Source organism: Holdemania sp. Marseille-P2844, assembly GCF_900120005.1.
GTDB lineage: Bacteria > Bacillota_I > Bacilli_A > Erysipelotrichales > Erysipelotrichaceae > Holdemania.
Genome location: NZ_LT635453.1, coordinates 267667 through 284613 on the forward strand (window position 1 = coordinate 267667; position 16947 = coordinate 284613).

Sequence of the window (16947 nt, forward strand, 5' to 3'; positions counted from 1 at the left end):
TTCATGCAAAGAAGCAGGGGGTATGAAGCGTTATCAAAACTTCGTACCCCTGTCTTTTTATCTTTCCTCAAGTTTAAGAAAGAACACGGGAAAAGGAGCGGATTGAATTTCGCTTCTTTTTGCTTTTGTGCAGATGAAAAATTGAAGTCTTCATTGAACCCGCTCTAACTCGCCTCTTCGCTCCATCGTGCGGTAATCATTTTTCAGCCATTCCCCTTCCCCTATTTACCTGTTTCTTCATCAGAAACAGGAAAATGAGAGATAAAAAGCGGACTGCCCGGGCGTTATGTACACCGTCAGGCAATCCGCTGTTTTCGTAAGCAGCATTAGAGATAAAACGGAAATCTTTGAGCGAAAATCTTATTCTCTGCTCATCGGTTTCCAAGATCCGGCTCAGGGATGGGATAAAGTTTCGGCCTTTTCCGTTAATTGATCCTGAAAATAACCGCTGCCAAACAGCCGCTCATATTGCAGGGTCTGATAATCCTCAAGGACAGCGGTGAAATCCGTAGATTCCCAATGACTGTACGCATTTCCCTGCGAATCCATATAGCCCGCAAAGGTAACGACCGGCAGCGATGTGCGCAGAGTCTGTAAATACTGACCATAAGCATCCGTTTCCAATCCGGCATAGTCTAACAGAAGCGACGATAGAAAATTAAGACTGATTTCCGGCAGCGCTGTTTCCGGCAGGGGGTAATTAGCCCAGAGGACAAACGGAACCCGAAATTTGTTCATATACTCTTCCATGGATAATGTGCCGTCTTCCACGCCATAAGCTTTGTTCAGAAATGCCGGTTCCACGGAAGGCTGGTGATCGCCGAACATCAGAATCAGCACCGGTTCATCCTGTCGGCTGAAATATTCAGTCAGCCGCAGAAACTGGTCTTCCGTTTTGTGAACGAGCGTCAGATACTGTTCGGCCATCGGATAAACGCCCGGCTGATCCATCAGGCGAATTTCCGCCGGATAGTCCTTGACAGTGTACGCGCCATGATTCTGAATGGTGACGTTAAACAGAAATAACGGTTTGTCGGGATCACGATGTTCATAGTCCCACACAATCTGATCAAAATCTGTTTCATCGCTGACATAGCCATGTTCTGTGATGATCGGAACGTCCAGTTCGTCCGCGCTTTTAAATGAGTCGAAGCCCAGCCGCGGATAAGCCTGATCCCGCTGCCAGGAACTCCGCTCGCCCGGATGAAACGCCGCCGTTTGATAGCCGAGCTGTTTCAGCTGGGAAGCCAGAGAAAAGGAATCCTTTAAAATATATTGTTGATAAGGGATGCTTCCAGAGGGCAGAAAGGCCATCGAATTTCCGGTGAGAAACTCAAATTCACTGGCGCTGGTACCCGCGCCGAAAACGGAAGCATAGGCGTGGGAGAACCGGGCGTTATCCAGCTTGGAAATACCGTCGATGACGCTTTCGCTGAGCTGAAGATTGCCGAATTCTTCAAAATCTGCCCACGATTCATTCATGATTGCGATGATATGCGGTTTCTGATTCAAAGTCAGAGCCGGCTCCTTTGCAAAGACGGAGCTTAAGATCTGATCCAGCTTTTCTCTGGAGGTATCGGAAGGAACTTCAACGTTCATGAATTCGGTATTGCGCAGGAAGGTAGCGAGGATTCCGCTTTTCTGATAAGCGCCGCGCTGATCCCAGACATCTGTCTGAACGTTGAAGCGGGCCAGGTTTTTCGGAGAGGTGAAGACCGCGCAAAGCAGCGCCAGCGTCAGGCAGAGAAGCCGCAGCGGCAGGGGAAAGCGTCGGCAGAGCGCATGGGGCAGTACGTCAAATCTGCGGAAATGAAGGAGAACGATCAACGCTCCGATCAAAACTACCGCAGCGATGATCATGGGCCCGGTCGGCGTAAAATCATAGGTGGAAGAGACGGCCAGCGCCGTGTTCAGCGCCGTCAGGTCCCAGGGCAGAACCGGCGTGCCGCGGAAGACGGAGACGAAATAATTGATCGCGCCTAAAAGCGCGCAGGCCGTGTGGATCATAACGCTGGCGGCGGCCGGTTTGCGGATCAGGGCGCAAAGCAGATAATAAAGCACGCCGACGCAGATCGCGTTGGCCAGAAAGGCGGACGCGGAAATTTGCCACGGATCGCCGCAGTAGACATACTGCATCAGAAAGACGGCGGTAAAGGGCGTCGCGCTCATCAGGCACAAGCCTCCGATCCGAAGCCGATGCTTATTTATATTTTTTAACACGTGGTTCAAGGTGTTTATCCCCCTTTCATGTTCGCTTTCACAGAACGAACAACTTGGCTTATTTTAAACGAGTTCCCCGGAAAGATCAAGAAAGCCCGGGGAATTCACTAAAAATTCCCATATTTAAAAGGCTGCTTGCGATTGGCGTAGGGGGGAAAACCGCTGAATTCAGCAAGCGGATAGCGGCCGAGAACAAGGAAATATGAAATGGTTAAACAGCGATCAGAATCAATCGGCGAGTTTAACTGCTGCAGGATTTGCGGAGATAGGGAAGCAAATTCGGGAAAGCGGAAAGAAGCGAAGCTTGACAACAAGCCGGACACCCTTCTTATCGTGCCTGCTCTCTGGGATATGGCGGGCTTCAATGAGTTTGTCAATCAGAGGGAAAAATTGAGTTCAGGCAACGATGCAAGGCAGCGATCCTCTCTGGAAAGCTGCAATATTGATCCCAAAAATACGGCGCCCATTCTCTGCGGACGTTTCCCGCCGTCTTGCATTCATTGTGATTTCGCCTTACAATATCTCTCATAACCAGCTTGAATAAGGGGGAATTCAGGATGAAGCGGGAAAACTGGGCGTTTTTAAAACGGGTAATTTTACTCTCGCTGCCGGTCATGATCCAGCAGCTTTTAACGAATATGCTGAACCTGTGCGATACGATGATGATCGGCGGGATCGGGGAGAATGCGATCAGCGCGGTGGCGATCGTCAACAAAGTCTTTTTTGTTTATCAGCTGATTTTATTCGGATTAAGCAATGGGATCGGAATCTTCATCTCGCAATACATGGGGGCGCGGCAGGAGGATCAGATTACCGATCTGTATAATTTTGGACTTGGCTTGTGCTGTGTGATGGGGATTCTGGTGACCGGAATTCTGGTCATTTTCCCGCAGCCGATTCTCGGTTTATTCGTTCAGAATCCGCTGGTGCTGGCAGATGCGGAAGCGTATTTAGGCGTGCTGCTGTGGACGCTGCTGCCGTTTGCCTGCACGTCGATGATCAGCGTGGCGTGCCGCGTCATGGGCCGGCCGGCGATTCCGATGGTGTCCGGCGTGATTTCCTGCCTTGTCAACATTGTTTTAAACGCGCTGCTGATTTATGGTTTATTCCACTTTCCGCGCTGGGGAGTGATCGGCGCAGCGGCCGCAACGATGATCGCGCGGTTTTTGGAAGCGGCTTATTTGTTCTATGCCTCCCGCAAATATCTGCCAACGCTGAAGCTGCGGTTAAAAAATCATCTGCCCTCTTCGATGCGTTGGACGGTTATCCGCAAGGCGCTGCCGCTGATGGGAAACGAATTGATCTGGTCGCTGGGGCTGAACATGATCTTTATTAATTACAGCTTTATCGCGGAACAGTACATTCCGGCGATCACGGTGGTCGACAACATCAGCAATCTGGTCTACGTTGCCTTCAGCGGCTGTTCGGTGGCGGTCGGGGTGATCATCGGTCAGGCGTTAGGTTCAGGGAAGCTGGACCAGGCAAAGCAGGATGCAAAGAAAATGATCGGCTTTGCGCTGACGGTGTATCTGGCAGGAGGTCTGATTTTAGTGGCGATCCATCGCTGGGCGCCGGTCTGGTTCTCGCTGAGTCCGGCGAATGTTTCGATGGCGGCGGTTTTAATTCTGGCGAAGGCGTTTCTGGCCTGGACGCAGGGCTACGCGAACACGGTTTATTATATTCTGCGGGCGGGCGGCGACACGAAGTCGGTGCTGATCATCGACGGCCTGTTTACCTGGTTTGGCCCGGTGCTGCTGAGCTTTCTTGTCGCGCGGGTATTCCGGGTTTCGTTGTTTCCCGCTTACTGCATCGTCGAAGGCGCGGGTTTAGTCAAAGTTTGCCTGGCCACGGGTTTTCTGAAAAAAGGCAACTGGCTGAAAAACTTAACGGACAGTTCGTCAGAAAGAATTCAGGCCGGGCAGGCGTAATCTTTCTATAATAAAGCAAGGCAGACGCGTGATACAGGATTGTGAGGAACAGATTGACGGAAAATAATCAATGAATTTGAACAACGAATCAAAGAAATAAAGGAGTTAAAAAAAGCATCTCTTCCTGCCGCGAATAAGCGCTCCCGGAACAGCGGGACGCAAAATTGCCGCGGGAGCATCAGGACAGATATGCTTTTTATTTCGTTTTAACAGGGAAAAAATCGTTTAATCATATTGATTAAAATAATGGCGTCAATAAGAGCGCGATCAGTAAGGCGGGAAGCAGATTAGCGACCCGAATTTTAGTGTTAAACATCAGATTGACGCCGACGCAGAAGATTAACATGGAACCGGTCATGGCCAGATTGGCGATCATCCCATCCGTCAGCACCGGGGCGATCAGCCGCGCCAGGAAAGTGATCGAGCCTTGGAACAAAACGAGCGGAATGACGGAAAAGACCGCGCCTTTACCCAAAGCCGAAGTAAAGATCATGATGATCAGACAATCCAGCACTGCTTTAGTGATCAACAGCGACGGGTTGGCGGACAAGCCGTCCTGCAGCGCGCCGACAATCGCCATCGCTCCGACGCAGATCGTCAGCGAAGCGGTGAGGAACGCCTCCATAAACTGATCGTCCTGATCGCTGCCGGTTTTCTTTTTCAGCCAGCTTCCGAATTGCTCAAACCGGAATTCAAGGTTAATTCCTTCGCCCACCAGCGCGCCGGCAGCCAGGCTGATCACCGACAACATTGTGCCCTGTACGCTGACAGCACTATTTTGAATCACCAACATTTTTTCCAGGGCTCCGGAAATTCCGATAAAGATCGAAGACAAGCCCAGCGCCTGCATTAACGTGTCCTGAAACCGCTGCGGCAGACCTTTACGGAAGATCAGACCCAGCAGCCCGCCGCCGATGACCGCCAATCCGTTTATCAATGTCCCTAAACCTGGTATCATTGTTATCCCTCTCTCTGTTTACCGGCTTCTTGTTTTCCCTCGCACGTTGCGCTCAGAGGCTTTAATCGGCGCAGTGAGAAACAGTGGAATTCCATCGCTGAGATAGTGAAGAAAACCGCAGTCTATCGCATTCCCGCACCTATTTCTTGAATTCCCCATAAGTTTTATAGATTTTTTCTTCATTGTTCATGACGGTCTGACTTGGCTGATAATCCGTATCACCGTAAATATTCGCATGCAGATGACGCACCATATCACTGTAACTGCGCACCAGATAACCACCCAGTCCCGGACAGCGCATGATATCGTCATATTCGCCGCTCGGTTCTTTATACGTTTCAATTCTGGTCAGATCGAAGCTCAACAATGAAACGAGATATTTTTTGATCTCGGAATTCGTCAGGTTCGTCGTGATATAGGGAAGCATGTCGTTGACGATCTCCATCAATTCCAGAATATTCTTATGCTTCAGTTTGGCGATGATCGCGTTAATCACGTTGTTCTGGCGGTCCATCCGCACGAAATCACTGTCGATGTAGCGCTGCCGGCAGTACATCATCGCGTCGTAGCCATTGAGCGTATTGGTTCCCGTCTGCACGCTGTGCTTCGTTTTTCCTGTCAGCGCCCCGACTTCCCTGGCCGTCAGATCAATGTCGACGCCGCCGATCAGATCGACAAGCCTTTCCACCGCGTTAAAACTGAATGTCACATACTGCGTGATGTCCAGGTCCAAGTTGTAATTCAGGGTCTGAACGGCCAGCGTTGCGCCGCCGAACCAGTAAGCCCAGTTGAAATGTCCGTATTTTTGATGATCGCCGGGAATCCAGACGACGACATCCCGTTCCACGGACGTAATTTTTAATTTTTTGTTATCAAAATCAAGCGATACAATTTTCATCGCGTCGCTGCGGTCCTCGTCGGTGCCCGTCGGCCCCTGGCTGTTATCCGCGCCAAACAAAGCGATATTCACCAGCTTCCGTTCTTTCACCGCTTCGCTGACTTCCGGCGCGATCGCTGCCGTTTCGCTCTCGATGGTTTCGCCATGTTCCATTTTGTTAAGCATCGCATCCATCGCCCAGTTGGCCGCGCCATAGCCGCAGCCGCCGGTCAACAGGATGACGGCGATGATAATGCATCCTGTTTTTACCCCTTTTTTCAATTCCTTCACCTCTGCGATAATAAACGAGTTCATTCCTTTATCTTTTTCATTATACCAGTTTGAAGCCAAAGCGAAATGATAAAAGCAGAAAACCGGCGACGCAGGAACATCTCAGCAGCTATTTTGTAAATATAATTCAACTCATCCCTGAAAATAATAAACAGGAATGAAACGCAGGGATAACCACACAGATTTTTTGAATAACAGGTTAAATCCGCAGGCAGCGATCGGGATGAAGCCGGTTGACGAAGGGGCAAAATCAACTGGAGTTATGATTTTAATCTTTCGGTTTGTGAATCTGGTTTTTTCTTTCCGGCAAGAATGTATAAAATCACTGCCAGAATAATGATCAGGCAGCCGAGGATCTTCGCCGTCGTTAATTCTTCGTGCAATAACAATGCGCCGCAGATCACGCTGCCGATCGGTTCAAACAGGCAGAAAATCGAAGCGGTTGAGGAACCCAGAGCTTCAATACCTTTTTGAAGCAGGACTACCGCCAGAAACGAGGTCATCATGGCGATCACAATCATCGTCAGATAGGAAATGACCGGCTGTTGATAATGCAGACCATCGGTAAACGTTCCGACGAGAAAGAGATCGGCGGCCGCAAACAAAGCCAGCCAGAATGAACAAAGAAATGGATTCATCCGGGATAATCCTTTCTTTTCCAGCAAGACCAGATAAAATGCATAGGTCATTCCTGAAGCCAGCGCTATCGCGACGCCCGTCAGGTTTTTCAGATTGCCGAAGTCCATGAAAAACAAGGTGCCGGTCAAGGCCAGGATTAACGCCAGAACTTTAATTTTGCCCAATTTCTCGTGATAGAAAAAACGGCAGAACAAAGCGACGAACAGTGGGTAGAAAAAATGCAGCGTGGTGCCGGCGCCGACGCCGATATAGGAATAACTGCTGTATAAAAGCAGCGGCGTAAGACAGGATCCCATTGTTGCAACGAACAACAGGGCGAGAAACTGATCCCGCGGCAGCTTAACCGAAACCCGGCTGCGCCGCATCAGAACGAACAAAACCGGAAGCACAAACAAATTACGGAACATGACCATGGTCAGCGGATTATTACCCCAATCATAAGTCCAACTGACGAAAACCGGCGAGATGGCAAACAAGAGAGCGGAGAGGATCGTTAAAACGATGCCTGTCGTTTTCATGACGCATTCCTTCTTCCTTTTCTCCTTTTATTATAAACCTCTGGAAAGTCAGGTGAAGCAAGATGATTGCACGAATATTGAGGAAGTCGATTTTCATCTTGATTTTTCCATGAAATCTCTCTATAACTAAATCAGAGCCTGAAAAGGAATTCCGTCAGGACGCTCCAAAGTCATGGAGACGGGAAACGGAAAACAGGGGGGAATAATGAAACTGATTGAACAAACCAATTCACAAAAACGGGTTTTTACCGGACGGCTGATTCATGTGCGGCATGATGAAGTTACCTTGCCCGACGGGACGGAAACGATCCGTGAGGTCGTTGAACATCCCGGCGGCGTGGCGATCGCAGCGCTGACCGATCAGAATGAGCTGCTTCTCGTCGATCAATTCCGCTATGCCCAACAGCGGATCATGCGCGAAGTCCCGGCAGGCAAACGAGAACCTGGCGAGGATCCGTTAGTCACCGCGAAGCGGGAGCTGCAGGAAGAAACCGGCTATACCGCTGAAACCTTTGAGTTTATGGGCGAGATGGTGCCGACCGGCGCGTATCTGGAAGAAACAATACAGATGTATTGGGCAAAGGGACTGACCTTTGTCGGTACGCATCTGGATGAAGATGAATTCCTGAACTGCGTAAAGGTGCCGTTGAAGGACGTCGTCGATCAGGTGATGCGCGGTGAGATTATCGACGGGAAAACGATCGCGATGACGCTGAAATTACAAGCTTTATTGGAGGAAGAACAATGATGAATTTCGACTGTTTTGATCAACCGTTTTCATCCAACCGCTATCCGGTGATGGCGCGCAGAGGGATGGTCTGTACCGGTTCCGCGCTGGCGTCGGCAGCCGGCTTGGAAATGCTGCGGCAAGGCGGCAATGCGATCGACGCGGCGGTGGCGACGGCGGCTGCCCTGACGGTCGTGGAACCGACGGCCAACGGACTGGGCAGCGACGCGTTTGCGATCGTCTGGCATAAAGGAGAATTGATCGGGCTGAATTCTTCCGGCTTTGCACCGCAGGCGATCAGTGCTGAACAGGTCAAAGCTCAGGGTCATTCGACGATGCCGACCTTCGGCTGGACGCCGGTCACGGTGCCGGGCGCGGTCAAAGCCTGGAAAAGCCTGAACGAGCGCTTTGGAAAGCTGACGCTGGCGCAATGCCTGGCCCCGGCGATCCGCTATGCCCAAGAAGGCTATCCATGTTCCCCGGTTTTAGCGCATTACTGGCAGGCGGCTTTTGACAAGTACAAAAAAGAATTTGCCGGGAAACCGGAGTTTGACGAATGGTTTGCGACGTTCGCTCCGCAGGGACAAGCGCCGCAGGCGGGGGATGTGATCACCTTGAAAAATCATGCGGAAACATTAAAAGAAATCGGCCGCACGCAGGCGGACAGCTTTTACCATGGCCCGCTTGCCGATCAGATCGACGCCTGCAGCCGCAAATATGGCGGGTACCTCCGCAAAGCGGATCTGGAAGCGTTTGAAAATGAATGGGTCACTCCGATCCGGCTGAATTACCGCGGCTATGAAATCTGTGAAATTCCGCCGAATGGGCAGGGGATCGTCGCCCTGATGGCGCTGAATATTCTGAAAGAATTCCAATTTCATGAGAAGCTGCACGTGGAAACGGTTCACCGTCAGCTGGAAGCAATGAAGATGGCGTTCAAGGATGGCTTGTTCTATATTACAGATCCGAAGGCAATGAAGGTGAAAACGGAACACCTGCTTGATCCGCAGCTGGGGCGTCTGCGCGCCGCTCAGATCACGGACATTGCGCAGGATCCACAGGTCAGCGAGCTGCCGCAGAGCGGAACGGTGTATTTATGCACGGCGGATGAGGAAGGCAACATGGTGTCCTATATTCAGAGTAATTATATGGGCTTCGGCAGCGGCATCGTCGTTGAGGGCACCGGCATTTCCTTGCAGAACCGGGGTCATGATTTCTCGCTGGATGACAAGCATGCCAATTATTTAGAGCCGCGCAAGCGGACGTATCACACGATCATTCCGGGATTTTTGATGAAAGAGGGGAAAGCAGTCGGACCGTTCGGCGTCATGGGCGGCTATATGCAGCCGCAGGGGCATGTCCAGGTGGCGATGAACCTGATCGACTTTCATCTCAATCCGCAGATGGCGCTGGATGCGCCGCGCTGGCTGTGGGAACGGGACAACCGGATTCTCGTTGAACCGCACTTCCCGACCGCTTTAGCGAAGGCGCTGCAGAAGCGGGGACACCGGATTGAGGTTTGTCTGGATCCCGGCGTTTTCGGCAGGGGACAGATGATTCTCAGAATGGAGAACGGCACGTTGATCGGCGGGACAGAATCCCGTACCGATAGCAACATTGCCTGTTTCTGACAATGGCTTCGACATTGGAATTTGTCAGGTATGTGTGCGATCAGCTGGCTTTGGCCGGCACAATTACCTGGAAACGAATGTTCGGGGAGGTTGGCCTGTATTGCGATCAGGTGTTCTTTGCGGTGATCTGCGACGATCAGCTGTTTATTAAAATCACGCCGGAGGTGGCGGCCAGGATGCCGGATTGTCCAAAAGCGCCGGCTTATCCGGGCGCGAAGGAAAGTTTTTTGATGGAAGATCTGGATGACCGGGAAAGACTGGCACAGATCGTCCGAGCGACCTGTGACGCTTTGTCCAAGCCAAAGACGCGGCGGCCGAAAACCGCAAAATCCGAATGATGTCTAAAAATGATGTCTAAGATAGAACGGCAGGTTATGCTCTGTTCTATCTTTTTTTCTTTTTTTCCTGAATCCGGCAGTCAGTAAGCGGGGATGAACCTGTCGTCGCCGGCAGCGGTGGGTTAAAGAAGAAATTTCGGCAGAATTCGTCTTATTGGAAATCCGGTTTTGCGGTTTTGTCGTAATCGTCCGGGCTTGCGTGAGCGTCGTGCAATGCTCCTGCTGAACGGTATTGGAAGATGCGAAATTCCCATCGGGAGATAAACCGCGGAATAACTTTGACTTCTTCGCAGCACCAGACAGTACCGAAAGTAAAATAAAAGGGGACAGGGAAGCTGTGCTTTAAAAGAAAAACGAGGGAAATCCAAAACGGGAATCCCTCGCTTTCCATCCAGATAACGGATGTTCAAATCCTTAATGTTACAAGCCGTTAAGGACGATAACGTTCTTCATTATAAGCGTGCGTCAGTTTTTTGAACTGATCGTCCGGTTCTTCGTCCTGAACTTCCTGCCAATATTCCCATGGCGTCGCAGAAGGGGCGAACGGATGTCCTTTCCGAATTCGCTCGTCAACCGCTTCTTTATATTGTTTTCTTACGGGCGAAAGTGCTTCCGGATGCAGCCAGGAATGCAGACGCTGACGCAGTGTCGGCCGGGGTTCCAGCGCGGAGGCCGCGATTTTCTCACTGCGGAAGTTGCCTTCCAGAGAAGGGTAATGCGTTTTCCGGATTAAACGAATGAACCAGCGAAGTAAGAGAAAAAGCAGAAGCCCGGCGGCGATGATGAGGATCAAAGTCAGAATTCCATTGAAAAGCGGCGAAGTCGTCATTGCGGATTCTGGGTTCTGCGTGATCGTTGCTTCGCTCTGGGGCGGCTGCATCGTGACTTCTGTTCCTGTTTGATGCGCCAGAATCCAGCGGATCAGACTTTGCAGCGACAGGATGATCGCCGAGAAGACAAACGCGAAAATTTCGATCAGACGGCTTAAAATCCAGGTCAGCACCTGGCCTGCTCCCTCAGCGGCGGCAAGAATCAAAGCGCTCAGCGGCCCGATCGCCAACGTGGCCGCAAGCTGAATTCCAGCCATCCTGAGCAACAGTTTTTCCTGATCGGGATCGAGCTGGTACAGGGATGCCGGATCAGCCGGATTGAATAGTTGAGACTGCACGCGCAGGCATAACGCCGCCAGTGCCAGCAGCAATGAGCTGCGGATCAGGTCCGGACTGGCGCTGACCGTATTGATGAGGATCAGGATTAAGCCGCCGATCCCCAACCGTCCCCAGGAACAATCCCGGAAATTTTCCAGCGTCAGGATCAGGCCGGTTTCCAGAATCAGTCCGACGGCGGTTAACGCAATCGCCGGAATATTTTTCTGCAAGGGAAGCAGAAGCGCAAAGATCACGATGTTCAGCCACAACAGGCCAGAGCGCAGCGCTGGTTTTTTCTTGTTGGAAAGCAGCGACAGGCCCCATTGCAGGATGAAGAACAGGACACATCCCGGCAGGAAAAGCATTCCGGACAGAAACGCCTGCGCCAAGACAAGCATGATCCACAATCCGCACAGAACCTGTTGGAAGGCGATCAGATAAGGAAAGCACCGTTTCATTCTGTTCCCTCCTTCCGCAGCGGCAGCGCCTGACAACGCGCCGGCAGTGTCCTGGGATCGGGCAGCGTCCAGCAGACCAGCGTGACGGCCGTGCCCTGGGCGCAGAGTTTCATCACCCATTCGCGGATGGCGTCCGTCAATGAATTGAGAATGAACAGGCAATGATGCGAGGCATCCAACAGCTGTGGATATCGCTGAAATAACCGCGTCGGTTCACCCAGCGGATAGGGTGCGGCACAAGCTAACAGATCCAGACAGCTGACCGTATGGTTCAGACTGGTATCGCACGCCGAGGTATCCGCGACGGTAAAGCGCACGACGGCATTGGTGACCAGCGCTGCAGACAGCTGTTGGCGCTGGCTCTGGTCCAGTACGGCGGCCGCGAACTGCACCGCGCTTTCCATAAATTCTGTATCATCCGCAAACAGATTCTGAATCGACTGCAGGATTAAGAAAATCGAAAATGCCGGATCGGAGGTATGATCGTATTCTTTGACATAAAACGATTGATACCGCGCCGTCGCCCGCCAGTCGATATCGCGGAAGCTGTCCTGCGGCTGATAGGGACGCACGCCGGTATAAAAGATCGAATCCGGATAGAGCCAGCGGCGTACTGACTGCTGCCCCTGAAGACCGCACGGACGGGCATCCAGCGCCGCCGGGAATTGTCGCAGGGGATGGACGACGCATAAACGCGGCGCAGCCTGCGGACCGTCCAGCTGGGTCAGATTCAGATAATCGGAAAGCGTTGTTGCGGCCCGGAATTCGCCAGCCCCACGCTGCTTCGCAGTGAATTGCAGCGTGCGGGTTTTCTTCTGGCGTCCACTCAGCGTCGTATGCAGGACAAACGCATTCGTCGCGCTTTCGCCGGTCAGGGACAGATCGGTTTCCTCGCATTCCAGAATCGCGGGAAAAGTGATCCGCACCGCGGCATGCGGCACGCTCATCCGCTTTTTATTCTCCAGAATCACCGTCAGCGTCAGCGTCTGTCCCGGTTCCAGCCGGCTGACGTCGCTGAGCAGCGTGACCGTTAACTCCCGAGCGCCGCGGCGTTCAAAATCATAGCGTCCCAGCTGGGCGAGAATCAGACCGAGGACGAAGATGAACAACAATGTCATGAGGAATCAACCCTGAAACTTTTCAACCGGAACCGGGATCTCTTCCAGAATCTGCGCCAGCACGGCTTCCGCCTGCCGGTCCGATCCGAGGCTTAATCCGCCCAGAATCAAACGATGCGCCAGCACCGGCTGGGCACAGGCTTTCAAATCATCCGGCAGCACATAATCGCGCCCCTGGATCGCGGCCGTTGCTTTCGCGCAGCGCACCCACGCCAGCGCTCCGCGGGGACTGACGCCTAATTGAATCCGCTCATGCGCCCGCGTTCTGCCTACGACCTGCAGCGCATACGCCAACAGCTCATCATGGATCTGAACTGCGTCGACCTCACTGCGCAATGTAAGCAGCTGTTTTCCGTCGAGCACCGGCGAGAGCTGCGGCGCGGCCGCCTGTGCGCTGAGATTTTTCAGCATTCGCTGTTCCTCCTGCGGCGAAGGATAGCCGGGATGAATGCGAATCATAAACCGGTCGATCTGCGCTTCCGGCAGCGGGAAGGTTCCCTGATTTTCAATCGGGTTCTGTGTTGCGATGACAAAGAACGGCTCTGGCAGCGGATAGGTTGTACCCTCCACGCTGATCTGGTGTTCTTCCATCGCTTCCAATAAGCTTGACTGGGTGCGCGGGGCGGCGCGGTTGATCTCATCCGCCAGCACAAGCTGGGTAAATAACGGACCCGGCCGGAACTCAAATTCCCCTTTGGCCTGATTGTAGAACTGAATGCCGATCAAATCGGACGGCATCAGATCCGGGGTAAACTGAACCCGTTTAAACGAGAGGTTCAGCGATTGGGCGACTGCTTTGGCCAGCGTCGTCTTTCCGGTGCCGGGCACGTCTTCTAACAGAATGTGGCCTCCGGCTAATAAACTCATCATGATCAGGTCGCAGCTCTGTTCGCTGCCGACCATGATCTGTTCGATATTCTTCTTTAATAAGGATGCGGCTTCCTGACATTTCATGGATATTCCTCCTGCGATTTTATTTATTTTATCACGAATTGCGTCTCGTATTTGAAAAGTCCTCTGAAAATTGTCTGGGAAAATGATTGAAATTTGTAAAATTGAAATATTTCAATGAAATTAGACAAAAAGTCCCAAACTGTTCACCGCTCCTTCATTGAATCTGAAAGCATTCAATGAGATAATAAAGCCAATCGGAAATTGGTGTTTCCTGTCGCAGGAAAGGACTGATGACCAATAAGGAAGACAGGAGGCGGATGAAATGTATGAACGCATGCTGGACGGCGGGCATCGTCCCTCCACTCTGGAAATTCAAAATACGCTGGGCATGAAAGCTTGTGCTTATCTGAACCTGTTGGAAACACGGCTTGCGGATCTTTACGATCTGCGCAAAGAATTCCGCTTCCCTTTTGGCAACGATTACGGTTGGGGTGTGAAGTACAGTCACAAGGCTGTTCACTTAGTTTACGTCTTTTTTGAACAGGGAGCGTTCACCGTGATGCTTCAGATCGGCGACGCGCGCGTGCCGTTGATGAAAGAGAGCCTGTCCTCATGGAGTGAAAAGGCGCGGACTCTGTGGGAAAACCGGTATCCGTGCGGGGAGGAAGGCGGCTGGATCCGTTATCGAATTCTGGAACAAGAGGAAATTGAGGAAATAATCCGGCTGATCATGATAAAAAAAGCGCCGCCGAAAAAACGGTGAAATACCATTGGAAACCAACGATAGAAAGGGGCTGACTTATGCGAAAAGGCAATCGTTTATTACTGATTTTGACCGGCATACTGGGATTGTGCGCCGTGGTGCTGCTGCTTCTGGTCAGCGTGTTCCGGGTGGAAAGCCTGACGATTATCGAACAGAATACCGAATTGATCTATCAGAGCAGTTCGGCGGAAATGATGGGCTTTGAATTCAGTTATTTAAGCGCTCAGGACGAACCGAAAACCGTCGCAACGATGCGCTTTGTCGCCAGGGATTTTCCGGTCTATGTGATCGGGCGCACGACGCAGAGCTTCGGTCCGTTTGAAGTGACGACGGTGCAGGCGGTCATCGCGCCGATGGACACGGAGTGGCCGGAAAGCGGCGGGCTGGACTTGTCCGACGCGATCCTGACGTTCACCGACGGCAGTGAGGAACAGATCCGGCTGGGCAAGCTGAAGCTGGTGCCGAAAGAAAAAAATGAAGGTCCGTATGAAATTACGGAAATGACGTCCAAGGATGACGGAAGCTTTACGATTCGGTTAAACGCGACGAAAATGCTGCATTTTGCCAGTATTTCCAGTACGACCACGGAAAATGTGCTGGATGTGCTGGAACTGATTATCAACGACAAGCCGGTGGAGGAATGGAAAGGGTTGCTTGTGCCGCAGGGCGAGATCGTGATTCAGGGCAGCTTTAAGGACAAAACGGTCGATCCGCTGCAATCCATGCGGCTCAGCCCGACGATGGTTCTGGAAGATGAAAAAGGCAATCCGTTCGATCTTCAGTTTTCCACCCAGCGCAAGCGGCAGGAAGGGTTTAACGTCTTCAACCTGTTGTCGACCACGCGGAAGGGAGGCAGCGAATGAAAAAGGGAATGCTTCTGATTTTCTGGGGCCTGATGTTTCTGACCCTGACGATCGTAAAACTGCCTTGGGAAGGGCTGGTTTGGGGTTTTAATATGATCGGCTACGGCTTGTGCGCAGCAGGCATGCTGATGAGCTTCAGAGCCAGCGAAATCCGCGCGTTTCTGATCTCCGGCGTCGGTCTTTTAGGCGCGATGATCTGCTGTCTGTTGTCGTTGGCGGCCAGTCTGCCGCTGCGGTACAGCGGCATTCTGATGCTGGTATGCAGGATCTTTGAACTGTTCGGCTTTGCGAAAATGTTTGAAGGGTGCTGGCGGCAGTTCCGCCGTCGGCGGCTGCGGGAAAAAGCGAAGGAAACGGATCTCCGCATGAAAATCTACATGCTGGCGTTCACGTTATGCGCCATCGCCGAGGCGGCCTGTTGGTTCATCGGCGCGGCCTGGGCCTCGCAGATCGTCCAGCTGATCATCCGGCTGGTTTACGGCATGTTGATGGCGTGCGTTATGCTGTATTCGGAAAGCGACTCGCTGCTGCCGCGCGAGGAAGAATCGAGAATTTGAATTTGATCAGAAAACCGGTTCGCCGGTTTTTTGTCCTTTTGGCGAGTGAAAATTGAAAAAATGATAAAACGGAATCGCACGATTAGGGAAGTGTGTTTTCAGATGTGAAGAAAGAGCTTCTGATTTCATTCGGATGATTCGATTTTATAAAAGAAGCGTTAGCAAGTTGATTAGACAGTTTATCTTACAAATATCAATATGATTTTTTCCAGAATCCTACTTAACCAGACGATTGGGAAAACAATCGTTTTCTTCCTCTTTATAAGTTCATAAAATCTGTTATAATAGTAAACGTTTTGAGAGAAGACATGTCAGTCGCAATCCCCTGACAATAAACAAAACACGAAAGGAATTCAATAAGATAATGAAAAACAAAACTTTAGTTCGTTTTTGTATCAGCGCGGTGATCGCCGCGTTGTACGCCGCCGTTTCTCTGGCGTTAGCGCCGCTTTCATTCGGACCGGTTCAGATCCGGATCGCGGAAGCGATGACGCTGCTTCCGGTTTTATTCCCGGAGGCGATTGCCGGCGTGACGCTGGGCTGTTTTCTGACTAACTTGATCGGCGCGATCATGGGCGTCAATTTGTTAGGCTTTTTTGATGTGCTGGCGGGGACGCTGGCGACTTTCCTGGCCGCTCTTCTGACCTGGAAGTTCCGCAAGCTCTGCGTCAAAGGACTGCCGCTCGTTTCAGCGCTGATGCCGGTGCTGTTCAACGCCGTGATCGTGGGCGCGGAATTGGCGTATGTTCTCTATCCAACCGCTTTGGTTACCGGCTTTATGATCAATGCGCTGGAAGTCGGTTTTGGCGAGCTGATCGCCTGCTTCGTTCTGGGCTTGCCGTTAGTCAAAGCGCTGGATAAAGCGCAGGTGGCCAGGCGCTTCGGATTATAAAGGTAAGATCGACTCTGTTGAAAAGACCTCTCAAGACAGACTGCTAAAGGGATTTCGGACGCTTTCGGGCGTCTTTTTTTGTACCATTCCTGATAACCACTTTTTAATTCTTCTAATTTCATGAAAG

At 51.7% G+C, this 16947-nt stretch carries 16 protein-coding genes; 9 read left to right on the top strand and 7 right to left on the bottom strand.

From position 1 onward, the window contains the following. Positions 1-393 precede the first annotated feature (393 nt). A complete protein-coding gene (locus BQ7364_RS13870; protein WP_072685269.1) occupies positions 394-2169 on the bottom strand; it encodes an LTA synthase family protein in 1776 nt (591 codons plus the stop codon). A 258-nt stretch (positions 2170-2427) separates the two neighbouring features. Between BQ7364_RS13870 and BQ7364_RS13875 the strand changes: the two genes are divergently transcribed. Together BQ7364_RS13875 and BQ7364_RS13880 are read left to right on the top strand one after the other, a co-directional pair. Beyond that, the gene (locus BQ7364_RS13875; protein ID WP_072685270.1) at positions 2428-2751 is read left to right on the top strand and encodes a hypothetical protein; all 324 of its coding nucleotides are present in this window, start codon (positions 2428-2430) and stop codon (positions 2749-2751) included. A gap of 26 nt (positions 2752-2777) precedes the next feature. Then, positions 2778-4148, top strand: a complete 1371-nt coding sequence (locus BQ7364_RS13880; RefSeq protein ID WP_072685271.1) for an MATE family efflux transporter — start codon at positions 2778-2780, stop codon at positions 4146-4148. Positions 4149-4386: 238 nt separating this feature from the next. On the opposite strand, the gene BQ7364_RS13885 is transcribed toward BQ7364_RS13880, so the two are convergent. From BQ7364_RS13885 to BQ7364_RS13895, 3 genes are all read right to left on the bottom strand, one after another. Then, a complete protein-coding gene (locus tag BQ7364_RS13885) occupies positions 4387-5106 on the bottom strand; it encodes a DUF554 domain-containing protein (protein WP_234973191.1) in 720 nt (239 codons plus the stop codon). A gap of 139 nt (positions 5107-5245) precedes the next feature. Continuing rightward, positions 5246-6298, bottom strand: a complete 1053-nt coding sequence (locus BQ7364_RS13890; RefSeq protein WP_072685272.1) for an LCP family protein — start codon at positions 6296-6298, stop codon at positions 5246-5248. Positions 6299-6534: 236 nt separating this feature from the next. Further along, positions 6535-7431: a DMT family transporter gene (locus BQ7364_RS13895; RefSeq protein ID WP_072685273.1), complete on the bottom strand. Its 897-nt coding sequence runs from the start codon at positions 7429-7431 to the stop codon at positions 6535-6537. A gap of 205 nt (positions 7432-7636) precedes the next feature. On the opposite strand from BQ7364_RS13895, the gene BQ7364_RS13900 reads away from it, so the two are divergent. The 3 genes from BQ7364_RS13900 to BQ7364_RS13910 are packed head-to-tail and all read left to right on the top strand — an operon-like array spanning position 7637 to position 10127. Further along, complete coding sequence (locus tag BQ7364_RS13900) at positions 7637-8179, top strand: NUDIX domain-containing protein (protein ID WP_072685274.1); 543 nt, start codon at positions 7637-7639, stop codon at positions 8177-8179. After that, positions 8176-9789 carry a gamma-glutamyltransferase family protein gene (locus BQ7364_RS13905; RefSeq protein ID WP_072685275.1) on the top strand — a complete coding sequence of 538 codons (1614 nt, stop codon included), beginning with the start codon at positions 8176-8178 and terminating at the stop codon, positions 9787-9789. The genes BQ7364_RS13900 and BQ7364_RS13905 overlap by 4 nt, the downstream gene beginning before the upstream one ends. A 2-nt stretch (positions 9790-9791) precedes the next feature. Further along, on the top strand, positions 9792-10127 hold the full coding sequence (locus BQ7364_RS13910; RefSeq protein WP_072685276.1) for a TfoX/Sxy family protein: 336 nt from the start codon (positions 9792-9794) through the stop codon (positions 10125-10127). A gap of 430 nt (positions 10128-10557) precedes the next feature. On the opposite strand, the gene BQ7364_RS13915 is transcribed toward BQ7364_RS13910, so the two are convergent. From BQ7364_RS13915 to BQ7364_RS13925, 3 genes are read right to left on the bottom strand one after another with little or no spacing between them, the layout of a single operon-like run. Continuing rightward, complete coding sequence (locus tag BQ7364_RS13915; RefSeq protein ID WP_072685277.1) at positions 10558-11733, bottom strand: DUF4129 domain-containing protein; 1176 nt, start codon at positions 11731-11733, stop codon at positions 10558-10560. Continuing rightward, a complete protein-coding gene (locus BQ7364_RS13920; RefSeq protein ID WP_072685278.1) occupies positions 11730-12851 on the bottom strand; it encodes a DUF58 domain-containing protein in 1122 nt (373 codons plus the stop codon). The genes BQ7364_RS13915 and BQ7364_RS13920 overlap by 4 nt, the downstream gene beginning before the upstream one ends. A gap of 6 nt (positions 12852-12857) precedes the next feature. Beyond that, positions 12858-13913 (bottom strand): AAA family ATPase, encoded by a 1056-nt coding sequence (locus tag BQ7364_RS13925; RefSeq protein ID WP_369802558.1) that lies wholly within the window; start codon positions 13911-13913, stop codon positions 12858-12860. A gap of 154 nt (positions 13914-14067) precedes the next feature. On the opposite strand from BQ7364_RS13925, the gene BQ7364_RS13930 reads away from it, so the two are divergent. From BQ7364_RS13930 to BQ7364_RS13945, 4 genes are all read left to right on the top strand, one after another. Then, positions 14068-14508 carry a DUF3788 family protein gene (locus BQ7364_RS13930; RefSeq protein ID WP_072685280.1) on the top strand — a complete coding sequence of 147 codons (441 nt, stop codon included), beginning with the start codon at positions 14068-14070 and terminating at the stop codon, positions 14506-14508. Between the two features lie 38 nt (positions 14509-14546). Beyond that, on the top strand, positions 14547-15371 hold the full coding sequence (locus tag BQ7364_RS13935) for a hypothetical protein (protein ID WP_072685281.1): 825 nt from the start codon (positions 14547-14549) through the stop codon (positions 15369-15371). Then, on the top strand, positions 15368-15928 hold the full coding sequence (locus BQ7364_RS13940; protein WP_072685282.1) for a hypothetical protein: 561 nt from the start codon (positions 15368-15370) through the stop codon (positions 15926-15928). The genes BQ7364_RS13935 and BQ7364_RS13940 overlap by 4 nt, the downstream gene beginning before the upstream one ends. Positions 15929-16292: 364 nt before the next feature. After that, positions 16293-16820 (top strand): QueT transporter family protein, encoded by a 528-nt coding sequence (locus BQ7364_RS13945; protein ID WP_072685283.1) that lies wholly within the window; start codon positions 16293-16295, stop codon positions 16818-16820. The last annotated feature ends 127 nt before the right edge of the window (positions 16821-16947 follow it).